Source organism: Bradyrhizobium sp. USDA 4341 (genome assembly GCF_054063755.1).
The window spans coordinates 8209544-8233916 of sequence record NZ_JBSSGO010000002.1 but is presented as its reverse complement, the minus strand read 5'-3'; the positions used below and the strand labels follow the sequence as shown (position 1 = coordinate 8233916).

Below are 24373 nucleotides of genomic sequence, written 5' to 3'. Positions count from 1 at the left end.
TTTGGTTCTCCTCAGTTCTTGAACAATTCAGCTCTGCCACATTAGGCCCTACCGGCCGCGGAACACCGCGGCACGCCGCTCGACAAATGACTGGATTCCCTCTTTGAAGTCTTCACTGTTGAATACGCGGTCCTTGATCTTCGGAATATAGTCGACGGCAGCGCGCTCGCCGTCCTCGATAAACTTCAACGCCGCCTCCTTCGTCACCTGAATTCCGATCGGCGCATTCTTCGCAATTGTTGCCGCGACCTGCATGGCCCGCTCGATCTGCTGGCCCGCCGGAACCACCTCCTGCACGAGGCCGATTTTGTAGGCCCGCTCGGAGGTAAACTCGTCGCATAGAAAGAGATGGTACATGGCGTCGCCCCACCCCGCCCTTGTCAGGAAACGAAAGTGCGCTCCTCCGAACGGCGCAATGCCCCGCTTGGATTCCATTTGGCAAAATCTGCAGTCATCGGCGGCAATGACGATATCGCCCGCCAGCATCATCTCGATGCCAATTGTATAGACGATGCCCTGTACGGCGGTAACGATCGGCTTGCGACATCTATTGGCGAGAGCGAAGACGTCGATCGTTCCGTCCCTCAAGTCCCAATTCTCGGCTTTGGGACCGAAAAACTTTGGCATGTCCAACCCAGCCGTGAAGTCGTTCCCGTCTGCACAAACGACACCAACCCAATATTCGGGGGTCTTGTCGAGAAGCGTGAGGGCGTCTGACATCTGAAACATCATCTGCGGGCTGAAGGAGTTCTTCTTAGCCGGGTTGTCGATAATGATTTTCAGCACGTGTCCGTGCACCTCAGTTCGCACTTGCCCCACTGAACTCGTTGCCGTGCTCATGTCGCTCTTTTCTCCGTGACGAATTGGAAATAAGTCATGGCGGCGTTTGTAACATCCCAGTCGCCGCCCAACGGCTCCGCAACCGTTCGACGCTCCCAGAGCGTTCATCCTAGATTGCGCCAGCCTTTTGGGCGTAGCTCCACGACACGCCCTTTGCCCCGCTGCCGTCCGTTCGACTATGCGATCGGCGCGTTGGCGTATCTGCGCAATTCCTGGCGCGCGATCGCACGATTGTGGACTTCATCGGGGCCATCCGCGATGCGCAACGCGCGGATATGAGAGTACGTCTTGGCTAGGCCCGCATCGTCTGATACACCGGCCCCTCCGAACGCCTGGATCGCATCGTCGATGATCTTGAGCGCGGTTTTTGGGGCCGCCACCTTGATCATCGCGATTTCAAGCTGCGCGGCCCTATTGCCGAGCTTATCCATCATATCAGCAGCCTTCAGGCAAAGTAGCCGTGTCATCTCCAGTTCGGTGCGCGCCGTAGCGATTCGCTCTTCCCAGATCGAAAATTCGACGATCCTTTGGCCAAACGCCGTGCGCGACGATAGTCGCTTCACCATCTTCTCCAACGCTGCTTCCGCCGCACCTATGGTCCGCATGCAATGGTGAATACGGCCCGGACCGAGCCGGCCTTGAGCGATCTCGAAACCCCTGCCTTCCCCGAGCACTATGTTGCTTGCGGGCACGCGGACGTTTTCGAGCAAGATCTGCGCGTGACCGTGCGGCGCATCGTCGAATCCGAATACCGGAAGCATCTTCTCGATCTTGAGGCCGGGAGTGTCGAGTGGCACGATGATCTGGGACTGCTGCTGATGCCTCGGCGCGCTGACGTCGGTCTTTCCCATGACAATAGCAACCTTGCAATGTGGGTCGCCCGCACCCGACGACCACCATTTCCGGCCATTTATGACGTACTGATCCCCGTCGCGCCTGATGCTCGTCTCGATATTGGTGGCATCGGACGATGCGACGTCGGGCTCGGTCATCAGAAATGCGGAGCGGATCTCGCCGTCCATCAAGGGACGTAGCCAGGTTCGTTTCTGCTCCAGGCTGCCATAGCGTATCAGCACTTCCATATTGCCGGTGTCCGGCGCGGAGCAATTGAAGACCTCCGAGGCCCAGGAAACACGTCCCATCTCCTCGGCAAGTAGGGCGTATTCGAGATTTGAAAGACCGGCACCTCGAAACTCATCGTCCTCGTGTGCGGACGGCGGCATGAACAGATTCCAGAGACCCTCGGCCCGAGCCTTCCTTTTTATGTCCTCGACGACTTGGATGACCTTCCAGCGCCCGCCGGCAGCGTCCTGCGCCCTATAGGTCTCTTCGGCAGGATACACATGTTTGTGCATAAAGGACGAGAGACGGTTCAACCAGTCACGCTGGCTATCGGACATTGAAAAGTTCATGAGACACTCATCACTTCTGGCCGTTGCCCACGCGTTGCTAACTTTCGGCCCCCACGGGTACGGTCAACGACGCCCCTTCGACGATCGACGTGCTAGGACCGCCGCTCGCTGTGAGACCGCTTGATCGAATTAATCCGCCACACGGATAAGAAGTTTGCCAAAGTTGCGTCCCTCAAGCATGCCCATGAACGCAACCGGCGCGTTCTCAAGACCATCAACGATGTCCTCGCGCTGAAGAATGGTCCCGTCCTTCAAGCCGGCGCCGATTTCCCGCTCAAAATCCGGGAACAGCTCAGGGTAGTTATCAACGATGAACCCGCGAATGGTAAGGCTCTTGGAGAGAACCTGACGGATCGTTGCCGGCACTCGATCCGGCCCCGGCGGAACAGGCGCTCCGAACTGCGAGACAAGTCCACACACCGGGACGCGCGCAAATTGATTTAGCAGCGGAAACACCGCTGTCCACACCGCGCCGCCAACATTTTCGAAGTAGACATCGACGCCGTTCGGACATGCCGCCGCGAGCCGCTGCTCGAAGTCAGCGCCACGATGGTCGACGGCCTCATCGAAACCGAGTTTCTCCTTGACGAACGCACATTTTTCCGCGCCTCCTACGATCCCCACGGCGCGAGCCCCTGCTCTGCGCGCCAGTTGCCCGACAAGCGAGCCAACCGGCCCACTCGCCGCAGCTACGACGACCGTCTCGCCGGGCTTGGGCTGACCAATCACTCTCATTCCAATATAAGCGGCAGAGCCGGGTATCCCCAGCGCTCCCACAAATGCGGTGGGAGGAGCAATCTTAGGATCCAGCTTCCGAAGGTCTTCACCGTCTGAAAGGCTCAGTGTTTGCCACCCGGCCTTAGCGAGCACGATGTCGCCGGCACGATAATCCGGATGGTTGGAGGCCACGACTTCTGAGATGGTTCGGCCGAACATGACTTCGCCGATCGCCGTAGAGCGTGCGTAGGACTTTGCCTCGTCCATGCGCGCACGTATGTAAGGTTCAAGCGAGAGAAACTTTGTCCGCAACAGCAGCTCTTTGTCACCGGGTTCGGCGACAGAACCGGTCTCAGATCTGAAATCACTCGCCTTGGGCTTACCGACAGGGCGCGCCGCCAAGACCCATTTGCGTGTACTCCACTTGCTCACTTGATTACTCCTCCCGCCGCGAACCGACCCATGAAAATCGACGTCAAATCGTTTGGCGCCAAGTGCACGTGCTATGACGGCGGCTCTCGCATTTCGCGCAAAGCATACGGTCGCTCAACTTCGACGGAAACGTCATATTCGCCACCTTTTAGGACGTCGCCGGGTGACCTTCACGATTCGAAATGAACGCCGGCGACACCCCTGCATTCCCAGTCCCACACATCAAACGCTCAGTGGGCCTCTGCATTTCATTTCAACGCTTTCGCGCGAGATCTCTACCTGTCCGCTGGTGACGAAGCGGATCGCGATAGCTCGGCTTCCTGAAGTTGGCGCCACATGACCTTGCCGGACGCATTTTTTGGTAGCGCTTCCACAAATTCAACAATACGGGGCGCCTTGTACGCGCTGACCTGCGTTCGCGTCCAATCGATGATGCTTTGTTCGGTCAACTCGTCGAATGCGCTCTTACGCACGACCACGGCCTTGACAGTTTCGCCGCGATACGAATCGCTGACACCGATGACACAAACCTCCTGTATTCCAGGATGATGGAACATCACGGCCTCGAGCTCGGCAGGCCAGACCTTGTAACCGGAAGCGTTAATCATCCGCTTCAACCGATCCATGATGAAGAAATATCCGTCCTCATCTCGATATCCCAAATCGCCGGTTCGCAGGAACCGTTTGCCGTCGATCGTCACGAATGCTTTTTCGGTTGCGTCCTCATGCCCCCAATATCCGACAAATAGTTGCGGACCATGAATGACGATTTCCCCTGTCTCCCCGGCCGCCAGCACAGCGCTGGACTCGACGTCGATCACGCGCGCGTCGACACTGATGAACGGCACGCCGAGACATTGCAGCTTCGGGGAATCGCAAGGATTGAAGATCGTGACTGCCGCAGATTCCGTGAGGCCATAACCCTCGACGAAGCGGATCCTGAACCGTTCGAACAATTGTTCGGCGACAGCTTGAGGCATGGCTGATCCTCCGCCGCCGAGATAGACTAGGCTGGAGAAATCGTACTGGTCGAGTTTCGGACTGCCCATCAGATCTACGATCATCGTTGGTATACAGGTCCAATGGCTCACATTGTGCTGCGCAACGAGTTGGCTCGCCGACTCGCGATCCCAACGGGGCATGATCACGATCGTGCTCCCGGCGTAGATGCTCGCATGCAAGACGCACACGAGACCTGTGATGTGAAACAGCGGCAGAACTGCTAATGCAACGCATTCTGATGTCATGTCGAGCCAGAGGCTTGTCGCGATCGCGTTATGCATCAGGTTCGCGTGCGTCAGCATGCAACCTTTAGGCGATCCCGTCGTACCGCTTGTGTAAGGCAACAAAGCCAGATCATCCCGGCCAGCGAGCAAGGAAGGCGGCTCGCTTTTCGATCGCATGACGTCTTGCCAATCATGCAGATCGCCCTCCAGCAAGCCGGGCAGTGGATGGCGTTCATTCAACCACTTACGCCATTGCGAGGGTATGACGGACCTGTCCGTTCCTTCCAACACATCATCAAACTGGCTCACGATGAGATGACGAAGCCGGTCGCGGCCCAGCCCATTACTCGCCAGGGCTACCTCGTCCGCAAGGTCACCGGTCGTGATGGCGACATAGGCCCTCGCGTCGGTGACATAGTGGCGCAACTCTTGCGCGCGGTTCATCGGGTTGACCGGTACGACTACGGCATTGGCGCGCGCTATCGCATAGTGCGCAACAATGAGTTGCGGGCAATTTTGCATAACGACGAGTACACGATCCCCGCTTCCAACGCCGAGCGAAGTGAGGTGTGCGGCGAGACGTTCGGCGGAGAATAGGAGCTCGGCATAGCTGATCTGGCGGCCAAAGAAGATCAGCGCAGATCTGTCGGGGTACCGCCTGGCGCTAACGGCCAAGCAATCCCACACCGATCCCTCAGGCGGCTCCATCACTAGCGGTAACCGCGCGGGCCACGCATTCAATCGATGTTGCCCCATCTTCACTTTTCCCCAGGTTTGTGAAAGCGTTCCGCATGCTCTCACGGCAGGTCTTCAATCCGTGCTCTACGAGTTCGACCTCCGCTGCGTCGATGCCCGGCGGCCGCCTCGAAGCGCCGTCGCGGTTGCCTTAGAACGTCGTGATAGCGATCGCATCATCCAGCGCGAGATCTCCTCCGCAGTGTGACCTTCGGCACGATGGCGCAGGCCGTGTCGTTCGCGCTAGCACGGAACGCACGGCTCTTCCGCGGTGTTTCGACGCCTTAAGATGAATATTGCGGGCTGCATTGACACTTCATCGAGTTTTGCAAGCGCCGGACATGACGCTCTGATTTCTATGACGGTGGCGTACTCTTGAGCAATTCCTGCATCATGAGTTGATGCACAAGCTGAATGGCTTTGAGGGGACGTATCATGACCTTGAAGTTCGTTATTTTATCGTCGTCGTTCCAGGAAATGATATCCACCGCGTTTATCGAAACGCCATCGATCTTGGTTTGGAGTTCCAACACGCACGAATTGGAGTCGACCCATTCACGCAAGTACACGAAGCTCGCGTTGTAGAAGACTCGTTGTGCTGAGCATAAGTACTTCGCGGTTACCGCCTTGCCGATTTGTGGCGTATGCACGACCGGTGACTCGAAAATCACTTCTTCGGCGAGACACGCTTGCAAAGCGGGAAGTTTTCCTGTGGAAAAGAAGCTCTTCCAATTCGAGACGGCGATCGGTTGCATGCGCTTTCCTATTCTGGTTGCAGGAGACCAGCGCTAAAGCATACGGCGCGGAACATAGGGCCGCGACCAACTGAACGAAACGTCATATCCGCCACGTTTTAGGACATAACCAAGATCATATCCGAGATCCTAAAGCTCGACGCGACACTGGTTTATGGTGTGCGCCTGCTATTGGCGGCGCCCGTCTGAGCGCGAGCCCTTGACAACCGCGTCTGCGAGGCATCGAGAACCGCCAGGACGTCGGGCAGCCCAAACAGTTCACTCAATGGCGCTCGCCAAGGAAATGATCGGGTAAGGCATCTCCATTTCGGAGATAGCCTTCGCACGCGGATATCCATCAGTCAGCGGCTTCAGTGTCGCGTTCGTCCGACACGTCGGCTGCTCGCCCTCGCATCTTCGCCCTACCGAGCACTGCCGAAGACGAGGATAACGCCGCATCGGCCTCATTCATCTACGATCGCAACGGCCCTGGTCCAGCCGGCTGACGCTCCGTGGATCTTCACGGGAAAGCAAACGACCTGGAATTCATCGGCCGGCAGCACTTCGAGATTGTGAAGCTTCTCGAGATGCGAATAACCGATCTCGCGACCGGCGCGATGGCCCTCCCAAATCAGTTCGGCTCCGCCACCTTGCTCCAGCTTGCGCTTGGTATGCGAGAATGGAGCATCCCAGCTCCATGCGTCGGTGCCGACGAGGCGCACACCCTGCTCCAAAAGCCAGATCGTCGCCGACTTGCCCATTCCGCATCCTGCGTCAACGTAATCGGCCTCGCCATAACGCGTTCCCGCGCGCGTGTTCACGACGACGATTTCCAGCGGACGGAGCTTATGACCGATCCGCTTCAACTCGGCCTGGACGTCTCCCGGCGTAGCAACATAGCCGTCATCGAAGCGCCGGAAATCGAGCTTGACGGCAGGCTGGAAGCACCATTCGAGCGGAACCTCGTCGATGCGCATACTGGGCTCGCCGCCTTCCTTCAAGGCATGATTCATCGACGAAAAGAAGTGATATGGAGCATCCAGATGAGTGCCGTTATGGGTGCTGATGTCGCACCTTTCCACCGCTGCATATTCGCCTTGCGGAAGTTGATCTAAGCCCACGCCAAAGTATTCGGCGATCCCGGGAGCGGTCGCATGATGGTCGAGATAGGTGATCTTCGGCAGGGCTCGCGGTGGATCGCTTGCGATGCCGGCCTGCAGAGCGACGGAAATATCGATTAGCTTACGTGCCATCTTCTTTTTCACTCTATCGAGACAATGCCGGGAGAATTTGACCGGTGCATTCGCCGAAGCCGATCGAAACGTAACCTGCCCGTTGCGCCTTCGCGCGAAACACGACAGTGTCAGCATCTTCGAGCCATTTCCGCTGCTCGCCGTTTGGAAGGTAGATGGTGTCACCAGACGCGGCGATTTCGGCAAGACAGGCGCGACTTTCGTCGGTCGGCCCAGAGACTGTTCCGCTCCCGATCAGATCGCCAACGCGCAGATTGCATCCGTTGACCGTGTGATGGGTCACCATCTGTGCCACGGTCCAGTACATGTCCCGAAAGTTGGCGCTCGTTACGCGGTACGGATCGAGGCCTTGGGCCCGCATCCCTTCGGTCTGGATCAGGGCCTCCATCGTCAAGTCGATGCCACCACGCCGCTGATCCGCGTCGGAATGCAAATATTCCAGCGGCGGTGGATCTCCCTCCGGTCGCTTGGTGGCTGGTGCACGAAATGGCCGAAGGGCATCGGACGTGACCACGAAAGGCGAGATCGACGTCGACAGCGTCTTGGCTAGGAACGGCCCGAGCGGAAAACTCTCCCAGCGCTGGATGTCGCGCGCGGACCAGTCGTTCAGAAGACAGTAGCCGAACACCCGGTCACCCGCCGCGGCGACATCTACCGGCTCGCCCAGTTCATTCCCCTTCCCGATGAAAGCACCAAGCTCAAGCTCGAAATCGAGGCTTTCACAGGGCCCGAAGTGCACCGCACCATCCCGGCGCTGCCTCTGACCGAGGGGACGCCGGATAGGCTCGCCGCTGATCCTCACCGAGCTCGCCCGACTATTATAGGCGATCGGCATATAGCGGAAATTGAGGGGAACGGGATTGTCCGGGCGAGAAGCCCGTCCACCCCGTTCGGTGTGATATAGCGAGGTGAAGAAGTCGGTGAACCCACCTATCGTGGCGGGCAGATGAAACTGTACCTCACGCCGTGGGATCAAGAGCTGGGACGCATGTGTCATCCGATCGGAGCCGATGACGAGTACCTCAGACAATCGATGGCGCAGCGCCGTCGCCGATGGCCCGACCATCGCCATGATCGGGTTGAGGCTCTCACCCTTGCAAGCGCGTATCGCCGCGGCAGCTTCACCGTTGAACAGTTGCAACTCAACTGCGGCGTCGAGATCGAGAATGTCGGCACCGACTGCCACTCCGGCGCGCCTCGATTCGCCGGCACGACCGAACATGCAGAACGGGAGGTTCTGAATGGGAAAATCGGTCGATGCCTCGTTGGCGCTCACGACCCAGCTCTTCCGATTCGGATCGTGGGTAAAATCGAGATCAATCGTCATGCTTGCGTAATGTCCTTCAGTTTCGCGAAGCCTGGCCTGGCACTACAGTATTATCCAACGTGGCGTCCCGCGCGGGCACCTCGTTTCCGAATGCGGGACTGACGAGCACCGCAATCATGCTGATCATACTGATCACGACGAGATAGAGCGCGATCGGCCACGGTGACTTAGCCCACAGGAACAGACTACTCGCCAATAGCGGCGTGAGCCCACCAATCAATCCTGCGGCGATGCCGTAGGAAAGCGAAATGCCGGTGAACCGGACCCGCGTATCGAAGAGGCGGGACGTATAGGCCGGAAGCACGGCGAACAAGGCGCTAATACCGACCATGGCCAGCGTGATGCCGAGTCCGATGCTGAATGGTGTTCCGGCGTCGATGAATTTGAAGAAAGGGAAGCTGAAGGCGGCGGTCCACAGCGCACCGAAGAACGCAACGGGCTTCAGCCCGACGCGATCGGCGAGCAACGCAAAAGCAGGCAGCATCAACAGCTCGAAGAAGGAACCGACGAGCACCGCGTTCAGAACGTCCTGGCGGGATGCCCCGACCGTCTGCGTTGCGTAGGAGACGACGAAGATCGCCTGCACGTAGAAGGCTACGGTCGTACAAAGCACGACGCCACCTCCGATCAGGATACTCTTGAGATCGTTCTTCAGCACCGTCTTGATCGGCGCAGCGACGATCTCCCCGCGCGCAGCCGCTTCAACGAATGAAGGGCTTTCCAGCAGCTTCAGGCGGAAGATCAATCCGATGACGATCAGCACTGCGCTCGCGACGAACGGTATGCGCCATCCCCATGACATGAATTCATCCTTGGGCATGAACGCAAGCAACGCAAAGGTGCCCGTGGACAGGAACAGCGCTATCGGCGAACCCATTTGCGGAAAGCAACCAAAGATGCCTTCCCGTTTCTCGGGAGCGTGTTCAACCGCGATGAGGGCTGCCCCGGCCCATTCTCCTCCGAACGCGAGACCCTGCACGCATCTTAGCACCATGAGCAGGGTCGGCGCGAGAATGCCAATCTGGGCGTAGCTTGGAATGAGCCCGATCAGCACGGTAGCTCCCCCCATCAAGATGAGCGTCCAAACGAGCATCGACTTGCGACCAACCTTATCGCCAAAGTGACCGCATATGATGCCGCCGAGGGGCCGCATGATGGCTCCAGCGCTGAAGGTGCCGAATGCCAGAAGGGTGCCGACCATGGGATCAAAGCTGGGAAAAAAGATCGTGTTGAAGACCAGCGCCGTCGCGGTGCCGTAGATATAGAAATCGTACCACTCGATGCAGCTTCCGAGCAGGCTAGAAAACGCCGCCGTCACCGGCGTGCGCTGAGCTTTGACCGTTCTCATTCCCTTCACTCCCCGTTTGCGGCTTTTTTCTCGACTTGTGCCGCAGCGCGTCCCGCGGCTCGGACGACGGCGCTCACGATGTTCTCGTAGCCCGTGCAACGGCAGAGATTGCCGCTAATGGCGCTGCGTATCTCCGCCTCCGTCGGCGACGGGTTCGATCGCAGGAGATCGACCGCGACCATGATCATGCCCGACGTGCAAAAGCCGCATTGGAAACCGTTGCAGGCGACGAAAGCGTGCTGCAATTCGCGGGTGATCACGTCCCGACTCCCTTCGATCGTCACGATGTCGCTGTCTTCCGCCGACACCGCCAGCACCAGACATGACTTGACTAGGCGCCCGTCCAGTTCGAGGCTGCACGCTCCGCAATCGCCCGTGAGGCATCCTACGCGAGCGCCTTTGGCTCCGAGCTCCCGGACCGCCTCGATCAGCAAAGCGCGCGGATCGAGCTCCGCTTCGACCGACCGACCATTTAGGCGCATACATAGCCGCTTAGTTCGCGTCGACGTCATTGCGGCAATCCACACTGTTTGAGCGCACGCAGCACGATCGCATTAGCGACACGCCGTCGATAACCCGGCCCTGCCAACTCGTCCGACAATTCGGCTTCCGGAGACACGGAAGCACACGACGTCGCTAAGGCTCTCAGTTCGTCGTCGCCGGCATTCGCAGGCAATATGGCTTCGGACAGAACTGGGACCGATGTCGCAGCGCCGAGCACGACCCGGGCGCGTTCGCCCTCCACCACGGCCGCGGCCGTCACGATCGGCCAAGAGCCCGTGCTGAACTTGAGCTTTTGATAGCCCCAACGCGCCGACGAGGGCCGCTTCGGGAAGATGATTCCCTCAAGCATTTCGTCCGGGCGCCTCGCAGTAGCGAACGCGCCTTTGAAAAAGTTGGCGGCATCAACCTCGCGCGTTTCCCTCGCTGATCGCAACCGAAGCCGTCCGCGAAGGGCGACCAGGCAGGCAGGGAAGTCGGATGATGGATTGGCATAGCAGGCGGAGCCGCCCATCGTCCCCTGCCCGACTATCGAGATGCCGCCGGTAATTCCTGTCGCCATTGCGGCTAGCAATGGCAGATGGGCGGATACGACCGAGGATCTCAAAGCATCGGAATAGGTGACGCGTGCACCGACGAGGACCTCGTCGTCGCGCTCGTGGATCGACGCAAAGTCAAGGTGCCTTGGATCGAGCACAACTTTCGGCTGATGGACCGCGAAAGTCATGTTGGGGATCAGCCACGTGCCGCCCCCGAGTACGGCGCAGGCGCCGTCGGCCCGTTCCAGTATATCCAGCGCTTCGTCGATCTCACGCGGCGCGCGGTATTCGAACTGTTGACTGATCACGACCGAGCCCTCGGCAGGAGATCGATGATCACATCGGGCTTGCAAGGCATGCGGTCGAGCTCGCGCCCACGTTCGCCGAGCGCGTCGGCAACGGCATTCACGATAACCGCCATTGCCCCGCCAAATCCGGACTCCCCGGCCCCCTTGACTCCGAGTGGATTGAAGGGACTGGGCGTGCAGCGATGCCCGAGGCGGATATTGGGGAGATCCGTTGACCGCGGAAGCACGTAGGACTTGAACCGGTTAGTCCGGGTACCTCCGTCGGCGTCGTGGAGAAGTTCCTCCCAAAGCGCCGCGCCGATACCCATCGCGACCGCGCCCTTGAATTGCCCCTCGACGAGGCCCGGATTGACGACGAGACCGCAGTCATGGATTGCGGCGTATTCCAGCACGGTGACGCAACCGGTCGCTTCATCCACTTCGACCACGGCGGCGTGGACTCCGTAAGGAAACGAGGGATAGGAGCTGATCCTTCCCCATTCGTCCGGCGTATGTCGAACGTTTTCCGACCGATACGTGCGAGTCACTTGCAACGGCAGCTCGACGTCGATCGCAGTCGAGTAAGCCTGTGTGTAGATCGTTGACACGGCTTTCTCGAACGGCAATGCCCGATCGGGATCTCCGATCACGACGATCTTTCCGTCAGCGAAGTCGATCTGACCCCGCTCCGCCTGCAACAGCATCGCGGCGCAGGTCGCAACGCGGTCACGCAGGTCGCGGGCGGCGAGAACCGAGGCGGCCCCTCCGAACATCAGGCTGCGGCTGCTGGTGTTACCGCCACCGAACGGTGTGATATCGGTGTCGCCCTGCGTGACCGCGACGCCATCGGGGTGGATTCCGAACACGTCGGCGACCAACTGCGCAATTCCCGTCTCGTTACCGCTGCCCGGAGACGTGACGCTGGTCGCGACCCTGACCGTGCCGGTCGGGTCGATCGTCACCATCGAGGTCTCGAAGCCCGACGGCATCGCCCCTGGGAACGAGGCACCTTCAGGCGTCAGTTCGAAGGCGTAACCGATGCCGATCCTGCGTCCGGATCCCTCGTCGCACGCTTTTTTGGCCAGCCAACGCTCGCGCTCGAAGAGGACGCCAAGCTGGTCGAGCGCTCCCTCGTAGTCGCCGCTGTCCAGATTGAGACCTGACGGCAAGCGGTGCGGAAAGCTGGTCTTCGGAATAAGATTCTGCCGGCGGACCTCGAGCGAATCCATCCCGAGCTCGGCCGAAATCAGTTCGATGGCGCGCTCCATGACGACGTTCGCGGTTTCCTTCCCGTAGCCGCGCACGCCCTGCCAAGGCGGCTTATTGGTAGTGACGATCTGCGAGTCGATGGCGACGTTCGGTATGTCGTAGACAGTCGGAAACACCGTCGGCGTGACGAACGCCATCAACCAACCACCGCCCGCACCGATCGCCCCGACATCGGCGCGCACGAAGTCGCGGAACGCGACGATCTTGCCATTAGCACGCGCTCCGATCTCGAATTCATGGGTTTGTTCGCGCGCGTTGGCGAGGAAACATTCCTCGCGGCTTTCAAGATACGCAACGGGCCGCCCGAGCTGCCGGCTGAGGACGGAAACGATGACCTCCTCGGGATGACCGACCATCTTGAGACCGAACGTGCCACCCATTGCAGGTGCGACGACGCGGATCTTCGTCTCCGGTAGATCCAGAGCTTGCGACAGCAGCCAGCGCGTCGGATGCGGCTGCTGCATGGTGCCCTGAAGCGTCAGTCGCCCGGCCTTCGCGCTCCAGTCCGCGATGTAGCAGCGGCACTCCATCGGAGCGGTGGTCGCCGATCCGAAGCTCATTGTGCCTCTGATGACACGGTCGGCGCCCCTCATCGCGGCATCGACGTCGCCTTGATTGATCTTGTCCCGGAACACGATGTTGGTCGGCCATACGTTACGGGCCTTTGGCGCGGTTGGCTCGGCACCAATCTTCGCGTCCAAAACCGCGACCAGCGGCTCGTAGTCGACCTTAATCAAGCTTCTGGCGACCTCGGCCTCGCTCTGCCTTTCGGCTACAACCGCCACGACAGGCTGGCCAACATAAAGCGTTTCGTCGACGGCGAGACACCAGACATCGATAGGGCCGGGAAAGCGCTCGCGCGGGATTCGCGTTGGCATCGGCTTCGTGAGCTCCCGGATTTCCTTGCCCGTCAGAACCGCGACGACACCCGGCGCGCGTTTCGCCTCCTCAGCGTCGATACCGCGTATCGCGGCATGGGCATGCGTGCTCCTGAGCACGGACAAATAAAGCGTCCCGGGCCGGATCAGATCGGCCGCGTAGTCGATCGCACCGGTCACGAACCGATCCGCATCCTTCTTCACGACGTTCGCGCCAACCCAACGGCCAATCCTTCCCTCGGGATCAGGGGTGGCCGTGGCACTAGCGCCCTTTGTCGGTGGATGCTCCAAGCTTTGGTTTCCTCGCCTCGGTCAAATTCAATGTTAAACACAAATTTAAAACACGAATTTAGATTAGGTCAAGCCAAATCGCATGGCGTTTTGTCGCCTCGTCGGATGCAAGATCAGGGCTCGCGGCGTTTCTTGGTCCGGCCCCTGCCCTCTTTTTGAAGGGGCTGCGCGTTAGGCTGGGGGTCAGCGGCTACGCCCGCGATGCAGAATTCGAGCATCGCGTCAGCGAGATCGGCGGCGCTGTTGGCCCGAACCATGCCACCCGAGAGATAGGCGGTCCGGTCGAGCACGCCGAGATCGGCGACGGTGTAAACTACCGAGCCGATCATGAAGACGTAGCGCCAAAAGAATACAGTGGAATCGAGATGCGGGCACGCGTCGGCGATCGCTTGAATGAACCGCTTCGCCATGGGATCGAAGTGACCCGATATTATCGCCTTTGTGACTTCGGAAGGTGCCAAGCGGTGCTGCAGAACTAGCCGCGCGAAAAGTCTACCGCTCTTGCCATCAAGGTAGGGCCTAATAAAAACTTCTAGAATCGATCGGAGATCCGGCGGCCTTCCAGCCTGTTTCGCCAATGCTAAACATTCGTCGAGATCTTGAATGCGCCGCTCGTTCAACCTGGTAGACAACTGGTCAAAGACAGAATGGACCAAGTCCGATTTCGAGCCAAAATAGTAGCTCACTGCTGCCACGTTGACTGCAGCACGGGTCGTAATGTCTCTCAACGTCGCCTTTTCAGTTCCCATCTCCGCGAAGACATGTTCAGCAGCGGCGACGATGCGCTCCTTTATTTCACGATCACGCTGCGGACTGGCAGGCCGAAGTCTTTTTCGCTCAATCTTTTTCATCTCATCGTTTTAAACGATGATTTAGAAAATGCGAGGCTTGGCCGTACAGTATTATGATACCTTATCGACCCCTGCGCGCGAACACCGCCGCCTGCGAACCGACTTTCACGTGACCGAGCGGGCTCCGTCGATGAACAGCACCTGGCCCGAGATGTATGCCCCTGCGGGCGAGGCGAGTAGGATGGCCGCGCCAACGACCTCCTCCGGCTCCGCTATGCGACCTGCCGGAGTTCTGGCCATTCGCGTTTTCTCCCGCTCCGGATCACCCCAAAAGTCCTTGGAGAAGGCGGTTCGAACCATCGATGGCGCAATTGCATTCGCACGGACGTTCGACGCTCCCCATTCAACCGCAATGCTCCGGACAATGCCATTTAGGGCCGCCTTGCCAGCGCCGTACGCACCGAGGTTCGGGCTCGCCCGTTCCGAAGCTATGCTCGACATCATCACGATGCTGCCATAGCGGCGCTCCGCCATCTCCGGCAAGAATTGCTGGGCAAGCGCGAGGTTATTGCTCACTGTCGAGATCAGAAGGCGGTCCAGTGTCTCCAGATCCGCATCATTTACGGGCCCCATGGGAGGCGGCCCGAGTGCAACGCAGAACAGGATGTCCACTTTGCCAAAGGCTCGTTTTGCCTCCGCGCCGAACGGTCCGATACCCGTTCTGTCGGTGATGTCGCATCGTACGCCCGCGACTTGGAAGCCTTCCTTGCACAACGCATGCGCAGCTTGATCGGTGTCTTCCTTATCGTTGCTGGAGACCACGATCTTCGCGCCACATTGGGCGAGGCCCCGTGCGATCGCCAATCCCATCCCGGCCGTCGAACCAGTGATAGCCGCAACCTTGTCTGATAGATCGAACCCCTTGTACATATTCCTTCTTCCCCCGGTTGTGATTGGAATTGGCCGCACTCGCCTTGAGATGCAAGCCAACACTCTGTTGGTTGCCGTACTATTGCGCGAGCATTCCCCCGTCGACAGGAAGGATGTGACCTGTGACCATTGCCGACGCCGAGCTCGCCAAGAATAGCACCGGGCCGGTGATGTCTTCGACTTCCGCGAGCCTGCGCAGTGGCGTGAGCTGCTCGAGCTGCGCCACGAGATCCGGTTGATCGGTCAGCGCGGCGATGAAAGGCGTCCGGACAGGACCGGGAGCCACGGCATTGACCCGGATCTTACGCGGAGCCCACTCGACCGCCCAGGACCGGGTCATGTTCACCACCGCACCCTTGGTCGCCTGATAGGCAATGTTGGGGTACCAACCTCCGGACAATCCCAGCATGGAAGCCGTGTTGACGATGCGGCCGCCCGGGACCATATGCCTCGCGGCCGCGCGGGCACAGATGAACATACCGGTCATGTTGACGGCTATGACGGCATTCCAGTCGTCTAAGGCCATTTCGAGCGACGGTTGTCGGCGATTTATACCTGCGTTGTTAAAGAGAACGTCGATGCGACCGAAACGGCGCGCGATGTCGGCGAAAGACCGTTCGATTGCGTCCCCATCCGTCACGTCGACGGCGAGCGCATGCCCAGAGATCCCGATTTCCTCGGCGACCTCAGAGGCCGCTGCCGCGCGCGCATCGAGTACGACGACCTGCGCACCCGACGCGGCGAATGCAAGCGCGACCGCCCGTCCAATACCACTGCCGCCACCCGTCACGACGGCAATTTCACCATCGAGCCAGAAATTCGGAAGATTAAGCACGTTTGTTTCCTTTTTCTTTGGTCTCGAATTTCATCGATTTGCTATTGCGCGAAAGGCCTTGATGCCACGACGTTATGGGCTCCAGTTCAAGCGCCAGAAGCACGGTAGACGTGTTTGGTTTACATCACACGGTCACGACCACTTTTCCGAACTGCGATCCGGATTCGAGGTACCGATGGGCGGCCACGATCTCATCGAAGGGAAACGTTCTTGCGATGATCGGTCGCAGCGTGCCGGATGCGAGCCCTTCACCGACGAATTGTTTCAGTGCCGCCAGCTTCTCGTCATGCACCACCGCGTTCGGATGAACGAATCCTCGGATGGTCAGGTCCTTCCACAAGACTTGCGCTAGCGGCAGCGGGGTGACTTCAGGACTGAAGCGACCGTACGCGAGCAGTAAGCCGCCTGTCGCGGTCGCCTCAGCAAGCCTCTCAAAGGCTGGTCCGCCCACGGCGTCGAACACCACCTCGGCACCCTTGCCTCCGGTCGCCCGGGCTACTTCCGTAACGATGTCCTGCTCCTCGGTAGCGATGACATGGGTTGCTCCTGCTTCGAGCAACGCCGCGGCTTTCACATGGGTCCGCGTCAACGCGATTGGACTGGCGCCGACTTTGCGTGCTGTCTGGATGGCAGCCAGACCCGCACTGCTGGATGCGGCCGTTATGAGTACCGTTTGGCCTCTGGAGAGGCGCGCGATGTCGACCAACCCTGTCCATGCGGTGCCGAATGCCATCCAGGTCGCCGCTGCGTCCTGCCAGCTCTGGGTGGGTGAAACCTTGACCAGTGTCCTGGCAGGCGCAAGGGCGACCTCGCCGTAGTAGCCGCGTCCGAGGTCTCCGGGAACGACTGCCACGCGATCTCCGACCTCAAAGTTCCTTACATCCGATCCCGATCCCTTACATCCGATCCCACGACCTCGATTATCCCGGCCGCTTCTACACCAAGCTGCGCGGGTAACTTCGCCCTCGTTGCGGCCCTTCCGGATCGCATCAGGATTTCGCCTCGGTTCAAGCCAATAGCCATTATCCGCAAGCGGACCTCATCGGGACCGGGTTCCGGTACGCTCACGTTCTCTATCTGCAAAACTTCGGGACCGCCGAACGTGTGGAATCGAACGCCGCGAACCATTGGCTTCTCCCTCGACCAACAAACAAGTAGATCGGTCGCCGCTGACGGAGAACGCCTTTTTTGCCACTTTCTAGGTCACACGGTTATCGTCCGCGTGAATTGCATCCACCATCTGATCCCTGGCTCAGGAACACCGTCATATCGGCCGTTGCGATCGATTGCGAGCAACCGCCTAACGCCGATCTTACCCATCACTTAATGTTTGGCGGGGCCTCGCGTGCTCACGGCCTTGAAAGACGCCTGCCGATTAGCTCGAGTCCGCGGTCAAAGAACCTCCGCCAGAGATCCTTCGACAAGTCCGTGATGCGGCGCAAGCTAAAAAGCTGCAAGGCCGATTTAATCAACGTCCCGGAAACAACGGCGTCAAAAGCCGTCCTCGCGACAACGCGCGACGAAGATTCGGCCGTTATCGGTCTTTCTAGCTCCGGACTTAACCAAATGCCGGGTTGCGCCTGACCTCGTGAGTGTCGCCAATGGATTCGTCGCCAAACACGGGAATGTGCTGCAGGACGAAGTGACCAGGACCGAATCGCAATGCGGACCGCTTATGTTCGGCGAGAAAGTCGCGGAATGACGGCGCGTCGCCTTGCAGCGTGGCTGGCTGTTTGGTTGCCATCAGATCGGCCTCACGAAGCGCGGGCAATGAGCCTGTCGGAATATCGTTGGCTCCTTGCATCCCCTTTCGCGCTTGGCGGCGCATCGCCTGCGGCGGTACACCGAACGCACGCACGAAGGCTCGCCGCATTCTTTCGCGATCCGCAAAGCCCGTCTGGTTCGCGATATGCTCAATCGGATGCCGGCTGTCCTCCAACAATAACCGCGCGGCTTCGAGACGCAGCTTTTCGATCGCCTTTGCCGGCGATTCGCCGGTGGCGGCCGCGAAGGCTCGCGTGAATTGTCGTGGACTCAAATGAGCCGCGTCTGCAAGGCTTTCGACCGTAAGTTCCGTATGCAGGTTCTTTCTTGCGAATTCGAGCGCATTTTGAATTCGATCGGACTTGGGTTCAAGCTCAAGAAGGGCCGAAATTTGCGACTGACCGCCGGAGCGCCGGTGGTGGACCACCATCTGCTTGGCGATCGTCCTCGCGAGTTCAGGCCCGACGTCCCGTTCGACCATCGCCAGTACCAGATCCATCGTCGCGGTCATGCCCGCCGATGTCCATATCGATCCGTCGATGACGAAGATTCGGTCCTCCTGTACCTTAGCTTTCGGGTATCGCATCTGAAGTTCACGAACGTGGTCCCAATGCGTCGTCACCCGCTTGCCGTCGAGAAGTCCCGCTTCGGCCAGCGTAAACGTACCGACACAAGTCGCGGCCATCCTGCGCGATACGTCGAAAGCCCTTCGAAGGTAGGCCAGCATACCCTCGGAAGGTCTAAAGGATGGCTCCGTGCTTCCGCCGACGATGACCGTGTCGAACAGGGGATTCCCGAACGGCTCGGTCTCGACCACGAACCCGGCCGATGACCTCACTCGTCCACCGTTCTCTGACAAGAAGTGAACGTCGTAGCGATGCTCGCCAAGCTCCGAGTTCGCGGACTCGAAGACGGACATCGCCGCCAGAGTCATCACGTGAAAGCCCGGAAACGTAACCACTCCTATCCGCTGCATGGAGACCTCCCATCGTCGTTTATTGAAAATGCTTGATTCCGTGCCGCGGTTGGCTTTGCCGTCTCATCCGCTCGTTTTGGTTGGAAATCGGGTCCGGCCATTCGGAGCTTGTCGGCGTCTCGAACCATCTGCGCATTTGGCTGCGTCCTGTTGCCAACTAAGAGCAGGGCGTTGCCGCCTGCGCTGGCGTTCGAGAGGGTCCGCGATCAGCAAGTCGGCGTAGTCCAAGACGATTGAGCACCGCACGTCGCGCTTCATCGGCAAAGCGCCGACAAGGCGACAATTTCGGCCTCATCACCCTATACCGCCTCTCTCGAGCCGAATTAGGCAGTCATTCGCCACGGTTCGCAGATAGTTACTGACCGGTCACGTCCTGTCAAGACACAAGTCCGGCAACATTAGGGAACATCAGCCCCCACCGCGCGCATTCAAGTCATCCGATTCCGTGGGCGGATCATGCTTGATGGCCCAACTTTTCAGCCGAAACAGGACGTATCTCGCGGTGTGAGGTCATAACGGAAGCGATAGTCAGTCGCTCCGGCGATGGCGGCCGAACACGGTCCCGCAATATTTTACACGCGGCCCCAGACTTGATCACTCGGGGCTTGCGATCGCGGTTGAAGCAACCGATCGAGATGCCGCGATTCTCAGTGCTCGTTCGACGTCCTAAAACGTCGGCAAAACGTCGTTTGGCGGAGCGGTTTGATCGCCTATTTTCCGCACTCGACCGAAATGCATGCCAACATGATTTCGGATTCGACGAAAGCGCCAACGAAATGCTAGCGGTAAATCCCGATTACCACAATTTGGTTGAGCTACTAGGGGCCGCGCGCAACGATATGGTCGTGCGACTGGCTGAAGCAATGGCTATCACGCGAGACGCTTCGCTTCGCGAACGACTGGCCGAAATTGCTGCAATCCACCCGGACAGGGAATTTCTGATTGGTCAGTCAAAGAACCAGAGCTGGCTCAAGGTGGGGGGATGCGGCCACTCGATCTCTCGCGGGCGACAGGCCGGGTTGCCAACCATCGATCTCGATGAAGCAATTCGAACACGGCCGGAATTTGAACAATCACTGCAAGTCTCGATGCAGCGAACAGGCGCCGTGAAGGATGCCTACAACGTTCTTGAGCCTCTTTTTGAGCCGACACTCGTACAATCACGCGCTAGCTTTCATGAGATATTTGAGTGGGCCCCCCTGCTCGAGCAACTGTCCTACAAAGCCGCGATGCGGGTCGTGAACGTTCTCGATACGCTTCGCTCGGTTGTACGCCGCGAATTGAGCGGAACGCCAGGAACCGGCGCCATGAGCCTGCGCGTCTACTGGCAGCTCGTTCATGCACTGGGGCAACTTATCCTGTTGGCCTCGAGCCGCGACTCTCGGCCCTGGCTTGCGGATATGGCCAATAGCTTCGTCTGGGAGACCTGGACGCCAAGCTTCGTGCTCCTGAGGGAGCGTACCTTTTGGCTGGCTGCGATCGCGGCCAAGTCAGCCTCCGCCTTCGGCGAAAGCGTCGTGGAAAGCTATCTACGAAGGTTGGCGCAAGCCGAGCATCCCATGATGGTCTTCGACGCGTTGTTCGGCTTAACGGCGATAGCCTTGGCCAATCCGTCGTCGAAGGCCCCGATCTTGGCCGAACTAAAACAACTGCGAGGCGCCAATATAGCACTCGACCGAGACCAGACTCTCTATCTCATCTCAAAGCAAAGCGCTATCCGCGTTCTTTCGGCTCCAGAAGTCGAACAACGGGAATTCCGCGAGCTTCATTGGCAGACGGGAAGCTCCAAGGGCATGGCCACGCGCACCGCCCTCGTCGGCGACCCCGCCGCGCTTTCCGCATCCGGAGAATATCTTGGATTTTTAATGCTGCCATTCGTCACCGACAGTTTCCATGACGAGCATTTTCCGAAATTCCCGGCCGTCGCCGAAAAGGAGATATCCCGCGCCAAGATCGCTGGCGTCTTCCGTCGGGCATGGGTCGCCGAGCCGGCGCGTCCCACTCGGCACCTGCTGAACTGATTGCCGCTATGGGAAGGTTCATCGGCAGACGAGCTATGCGAGAGCGGATCCTAGAAACGGTGGACAGTTTGTTCTATCGCGAAGGCATCCGAGCGGTCGGCATGGACAAAATCACGGAGGAAACCGGGATCAGCAAGCGGACCCTGTACAACTATTTCCCCTCCAAAGACCACCTCATCACTGCTTATCTCGCTCGTCGTCTGATTCCCATTTCGATCTCCGAGAAGCCTGCGGAAGAGCAAATATTGGAGAGTTTCGTTCAACTCGAGCGAAGTCTTGCCGACGAGGAGTCTCAAGGTTGTCCGTTCGTGAACGCCGTCGTCGAGCTGAAAGATCCAGATCACGCTGCGAACGAGCTCGCTCTCGCCTTTAAGAACCAACGTCGTAACTGGCTTCTCGAACTGCTAGGGCGGCTGCAAATAGCTCATCCGGAGCGCCTGGCCACGCAACTGATGCTGCTGATTGACGGCGCGATAGCGGCCACCGTCATACGCAGAGATCCCACGGTGGCCCGCGCGGCTTGGGACGCGGCGCGCGTTCTGCTTGCGGCCGCCGCCGTCGATTCTCCTGATGTCTTGGCAACGTCGGAGCAATCGCTGAAACGAACAACCGATCGTCGGTCAGCCAGGCGAAATGCCACCCTGCGAATGTTCGAGTGATCGTTCGCAGACCGCCCCAGCGGATTATCTATGCGCGGCAACCTCTGGCGGCCGTGACTTGAAAAGCGACCACTCATTGGAGAATGTTCATGACGGACCAAAAGCGCGTCTTATGCTCGAGCTGCGACATTTACTGTCAGGTGGTTGCTGAGGTTTCCGCTAGTGGCACCGCTCGCATCAAGGCCATCGACAATGCTCCGTTTCGCGCCAACATATGTATGAAGGGCGTTCACGCGCCTGAGGGGTTTGTGCACCCGGACCGGGTCAGGTTCCCGCTCCGTCGGGTGGGCGAGCGGGGCTCCGGACGGTGGGAGCGAGCGACTTGGGACGAGGCCTTGGACGATATCGCTACCCGCCTCTCTGCGGTGACTGAGAAATACGGGCCAGAAGGCTTTGCCGTGTCAGCCAGCCCGTGGAATGTGCAGTCCGACAGCGGCGTCGGCCGCCGCTTCATGAATCTGCTGGGCAATCCGAACTGGATGAGCGGAGTCGCCCTCTGCGCCGGCAATACCGCCGCGATCAACCGGATGGTCTACGGTTGGTTTCCCTACCCCGACTATCCGAAAACCAAATGTATCGTCCTGTTCGGTCATAACCCGCGAAAGCATAGCTGGACGCCGGTTTACAATTCCATTCGTGCCGCCCAACAACGCGGCGCAAAGTTGATCGTGTTGGACCCGCGACGCAGCGAGAATGCCGAGCTTGCGGATATATGGCTCCCACTGCGGGCCGGAACCGATGCCGCGATGTGCATGGGCTGGCTTAAAGTCATCATCGACGAAGGTCTCTACGATAGGGATTTTGTCGCGCAGTGGACCACGGGATTTGAAGAGCTTCGCGCGCGTGTCAACGAGTTTCCGCTCGAGCGCGTCGCCGAGATCACGGGAGTTTCCGCCGACAGAATTGTCGCCGCCGCGCGCCTGTATGCGACCACAACTCCAGGCGTCATTCCCTGGACGCCGATCACGGATCAACAGCGAAACAGCACGTCTGCAATTCGGCTGCACTGCACTCTTCGTGCACTGACGGGAAATCTTGACGTTCCTGGCGGGGAAGTCTTGCATGGATTTCATCCAGATATCGTATCCGAGAGCGAAATCGAGCTCCACGATGAACTCTCTGAGGCTCAAAAAGGCAAACAACTTGGCTCTGAAAAGCATCCGGCGTTCACCTACCGGGGCATGCAGGCACTGCGAGAGCCGACGAAGCGCGTTTGGGGCAAGGAGTACGCCAATCTAATATCAGGCAGCTATATGGCCAATCCTTCCGCGGTCTTTAAGGCCATGGCGGACGGCATACCGTATCCGGTGAAAGCCTTCTTTACGCTCGGCAACAATACTCTTTTGAGTTTTGCAAATCTGCAATTGATCTACCGCGCCTTGATGAACCAAGAGCTGATCGTCTCGTTCGAACATATGATGACGCCCACCTCACAGTTGGCGGACTATGTTCTACCGAGCGACAGTTGGCTGGAGCGTGCGAGCCTGTCCGATGGATTTGGATGGACCTCGATCTTCCGTCCTTCACAGAAGACGATGGACCCGCCCGGCGAGTGCCGGAGCGTCTACGACTTTTGGCGTGGTTTGGCCGCCAGACTAGGGATTGGCGATAGATTTCCGTGGAAGAACTCAGAGGAACTTCTCGATTTCCGGGTGGCCGCGCTCGGACTGAAATTCTCTCAATTCGCCGAGAAGCATCCTTATCACATGAGAAAGCTTGGCTTCAAAAAGTACGAAACGACGGGCTTTGCTACGCCGTCTGGCAAGGTCGAACTCAAATCAGCTGTCTTGGAGTCATTGGGCTTCGATCCGCTGCCCTACTATCGCGGGGAACCGCCGCAAGATCCCGCGTTTCCGTTCATGGCGTTCACCGGGGTGCGCGAGGACGAATTTTTCCAGACCGGCCACCGCCACATTGCCTCGTTGCGTTCGCGCCGTCCCGAGCCTGAGATATTTCTGCATCCCAACGACGCCGCCACGATCGGTGTGGTAGGAGGTGAATGGATTGAGGTTTCGACGATCCAAGGGTGCTGCAAGGGACGGACAGCCATACGTGCCGACATGCCCGCGGGCCTGATCCGCGTTCCTCACGGATGGTGGAAGCCGGAAATGCCGGAAGGAAAGAAGGAGCTTTCCGGCGCCTGGGAGTTCGCTGACGCACAGATTTGTCCCGACACTGACGACTATTTGGATATCGAGCAAGGAATTCCGCATCTGAAGGGCTTGCCTTGCGCAGTGCGTAAGTTGGCAATCGGGCCAGAGCCTGATCGCGTAACCCGGTGGGCGCTACCCGGGACCGTCAACGCCGAATGACTGCTTTCGCTGCGGGCGGTCCGACAAGCCCAGTTCATTGTGCAAACCTCATATGTATGTAGCCGGCAAATCGGCCCAACGGCCGTTCGAAGCGACAGCCGCGCTTGAACATACAACACAACGGTCGATTCCGATGCGGTCTTTGCAACGACCGGGCCTTCCTTGGCGTCTCGAAAGGTGGCGTATATGACCTTCTGCGCGCGCAGCGCCGCCGTTAAATTATCTAGATGGTGCACTTCCGATCAATGAGGAAGTGGGGTCTGGCGTAGCGGCTTGATCCGCGCTCGTCTCATCTC

The 24373-nt window shown here is 59.0% G+C and carries 18 protein-coding genes and 2 pseudogenes; 4 read left to right on the top strand and 16 right to left on the bottom strand.

Translation table 11 applies throughout. The features are described 5' to 3' along the window. Window positions 1-48: 48 nt before the first annotated feature. From ACVIGB_RS44585 to ACVIGB_RS44565, 5 genes are all read right to left on the bottom strand, one after another. A complete protein-coding gene (locus ACVIGB_RS44585; protein WP_456724518.1) occupies window positions 49-840 on the bottom strand; it encodes a crotonase/enoyl-CoA hydratase family protein in 792 nt (263 codons plus the stop codon). Between the two features lie 176 nt (window positions 841-1016). After that, window positions 1017-2252, bottom strand: coding sequence for an acyl-CoA dehydrogenase family protein (locus tag ACVIGB_RS44580; RefSeq protein WP_456724519.1), 1236 nt, complete (start codon window positions 2250-2252; stop codon window positions 1017-1019). Between the two features lie 129 nt (window positions 2253-2381). Next, on the bottom strand, window positions 2382-3401 hold the full coding sequence (locus ACVIGB_RS44575; RefSeq protein ID WP_456724520.1) for an NADP-dependent oxidoreductase: 1020 nt from the start codon (window positions 3399-3401) through the stop codon (window positions 2382-2384). A 275-nt stretch (window positions 3402-3676) separates the two neighbouring features. Beyond that, window positions 3677-5383, bottom strand: coding sequence for a long-chain-fatty-acid--CoA ligase (locus tag ACVIGB_RS44570; RefSeq protein WP_456724521.1), 1707 nt, complete (start codon window positions 5381-5383; stop codon window positions 3677-3679). 335 nt (window positions 5384-5718) lie between these two features. Further along, window positions 5719-6117: a nuclear transport factor 2 family protein gene (locus tag ACVIGB_RS44565; protein WP_456724522.1), complete on the bottom strand. Its 399-nt coding sequence runs from the start codon at window positions 6115-6117 to the stop codon at window positions 5719-5721. A 298-nt stretch (window positions 6118-6415) separates the two neighbouring features. Between ACVIGB_RS44565 and ACVIGB_RS44560 the strand changes: the two genes are divergently transcribed. Further along, the gene (locus ACVIGB_RS44560; protein WP_456749409.1) at window positions 6416-6547 is read left to right on the top strand and encodes a helix-turn-helix domain-containing protein; all 132 of its coding nucleotides are present in this window, start codon (window positions 6416-6418) and stop codon (window positions 6545-6547) included. A 13-nt stretch (window positions 6548-6560) separates the two neighbouring features. Here ACVIGB_RS44560 and ACVIGB_RS44555 read toward each other — a convergent pair whose 3' ends face one another. The 11 genes and pseudogenes from ACVIGB_RS44555 to ACVIGB_RS44505 all read right to left on the bottom strand — a co-directional run. Then, window positions 6561-7349: a cyclase family protein gene (locus ACVIGB_RS44555; protein WP_456725274.1), complete on the bottom strand. Its 789-nt coding sequence runs from the start codon at window positions 7347-7349 to the stop codon at window positions 6561-6563. A gap of 13 nt (window positions 7350-7362) precedes the next feature. After that, complete coding sequence (gene fahA, locus ACVIGB_RS44550; protein ID WP_456724523.1) at window positions 7363-8676, bottom strand: fumarylacetoacetase; 1314 nt, start codon at window positions 8674-8676, stop codon at window positions 7363-7365. 16 nt (window positions 8677-8692) lie between these two features. Further along, the gene (locus ACVIGB_RS44545) at window positions 8693-10024 is read right to left on the bottom strand and encodes an MFS transporter (protein WP_456724524.1); all 1332 of its coding nucleotides are present in this window, start codon (window positions 10022-10024) and stop codon (window positions 8693-8695) included. A 5-nt stretch (window positions 10025-10029) separates the two neighbouring features. After that, window positions 10030-10536 carry a (2Fe-2S)-binding protein gene (locus ACVIGB_RS44540; RefSeq protein ID WP_456724525.1) on the bottom strand — a complete coding sequence of 169 codons (507 nt, stop codon included), beginning with the start codon at window positions 10534-10536 and terminating at the stop codon, window positions 10030-10032. Beyond that, the gene (locus ACVIGB_RS44535) at window positions 10533-11372 is read right to left on the bottom strand and encodes an FAD binding domain-containing protein (protein WP_456724526.1); all 840 of its coding nucleotides are present in this window, start codon (window positions 11370-11372) and stop codon (window positions 10533-10535) included. Before ACVIGB_RS44535 ends, ACVIGB_RS44540 begins: the two co-directional genes overlap by 4 nt. Beyond that, window positions 11369-13702 (bottom strand): xanthine dehydrogenase family protein molybdopterin-binding subunit, encoded by a 2334-nt coding sequence (locus ACVIGB_RS44530; protein ID WP_456749334.1) that lies wholly within the window; start codon window positions 13700-13702, stop codon window positions 11369-11371. The genes ACVIGB_RS44535 and ACVIGB_RS44530 overlap by 4 nt, the downstream gene beginning before the upstream one ends. 200 nt (window positions 13703-13902) lie before the next feature. Further along, entirely contained in the window at window positions 13903-14640 is a 738-nt protein-coding gene (locus ACVIGB_RS44525; RefSeq protein ID WP_456724529.1) for a TetR/AcrR family transcriptional regulator, read from the bottom strand. Window positions 14641-14745: 105 nt separating this feature from the next. Continuing rightward, the gene (locus ACVIGB_RS44520) at window positions 14746-15510 is read right to left on the bottom strand and encodes an SDR family NAD(P)-dependent oxidoreductase (RefSeq protein ID WP_456724530.1); all 765 of its coding nucleotides are present in this window, start codon (window positions 15508-15510) and stop codon (window positions 14746-14748) included. Window positions 15511-15589: 79 nt separating this feature from the next. Next, window positions 15590-16345 (bottom strand): SDR family NAD(P)-dependent oxidoreductase, encoded by a 756-nt coding sequence (locus ACVIGB_RS44515; RefSeq protein ID WP_456724531.1) that lies wholly within the window; start codon window positions 16343-16345, stop codon window positions 15590-15592. 124 nt (window positions 16346-16469) lie between these two features. Next, a pseudogene (locus ACVIGB_RS44510) lies at window positions 16470-17473 on the bottom strand (zinc-dependent alcohol dehydrogenase family protein). A gap of 670 nt (window positions 17474-18143) precedes the next feature. Next, window positions 18144-19085, bottom strand: a pseudogene (locus ACVIGB_RS44505) (GlxA family transcriptional regulator); the annotation flags it as partial. Window positions 19086-19702: 617 nt separating this feature from the next. Here ACVIGB_RS44505 and ACVIGB_RS44500 point away from each other — a divergent pair. The 3 genes from ACVIGB_RS44500 (at window position 19703) to ACVIGB_RS44490 (ending at window position 24077) form a co-directional block, all read left to right on the top strand. Next, window positions 19703-21106 (top strand): hypothetical protein, encoded by a 1404-nt coding sequence (locus ACVIGB_RS44500; protein WP_456724533.1) that lies wholly within the window; start codon window positions 19703-19705, stop codon window positions 21104-21106. 59 nt (window positions 21107-21165) lie between these two features. Further along, window positions 21166-21765, top strand: coding sequence for a TetR/AcrR family transcriptional regulator (locus ACVIGB_RS44495; protein ID WP_456724534.1), 600 nt, complete (start codon window positions 21166-21168; stop codon window positions 21763-21765). An 83-nt stretch (window positions 21766-21848) separates the two neighbouring features. Then, a complete protein-coding gene (locus tag ACVIGB_RS44490; protein ID WP_456749333.1) occupies window positions 21849-24077 on the top strand; it encodes a molybdopterin-containing oxidoreductase family protein in 2229 nt (742 codons plus the stop codon). The last annotated feature ends 296 nt before the right edge of the window (window positions 24078-24373 follow it).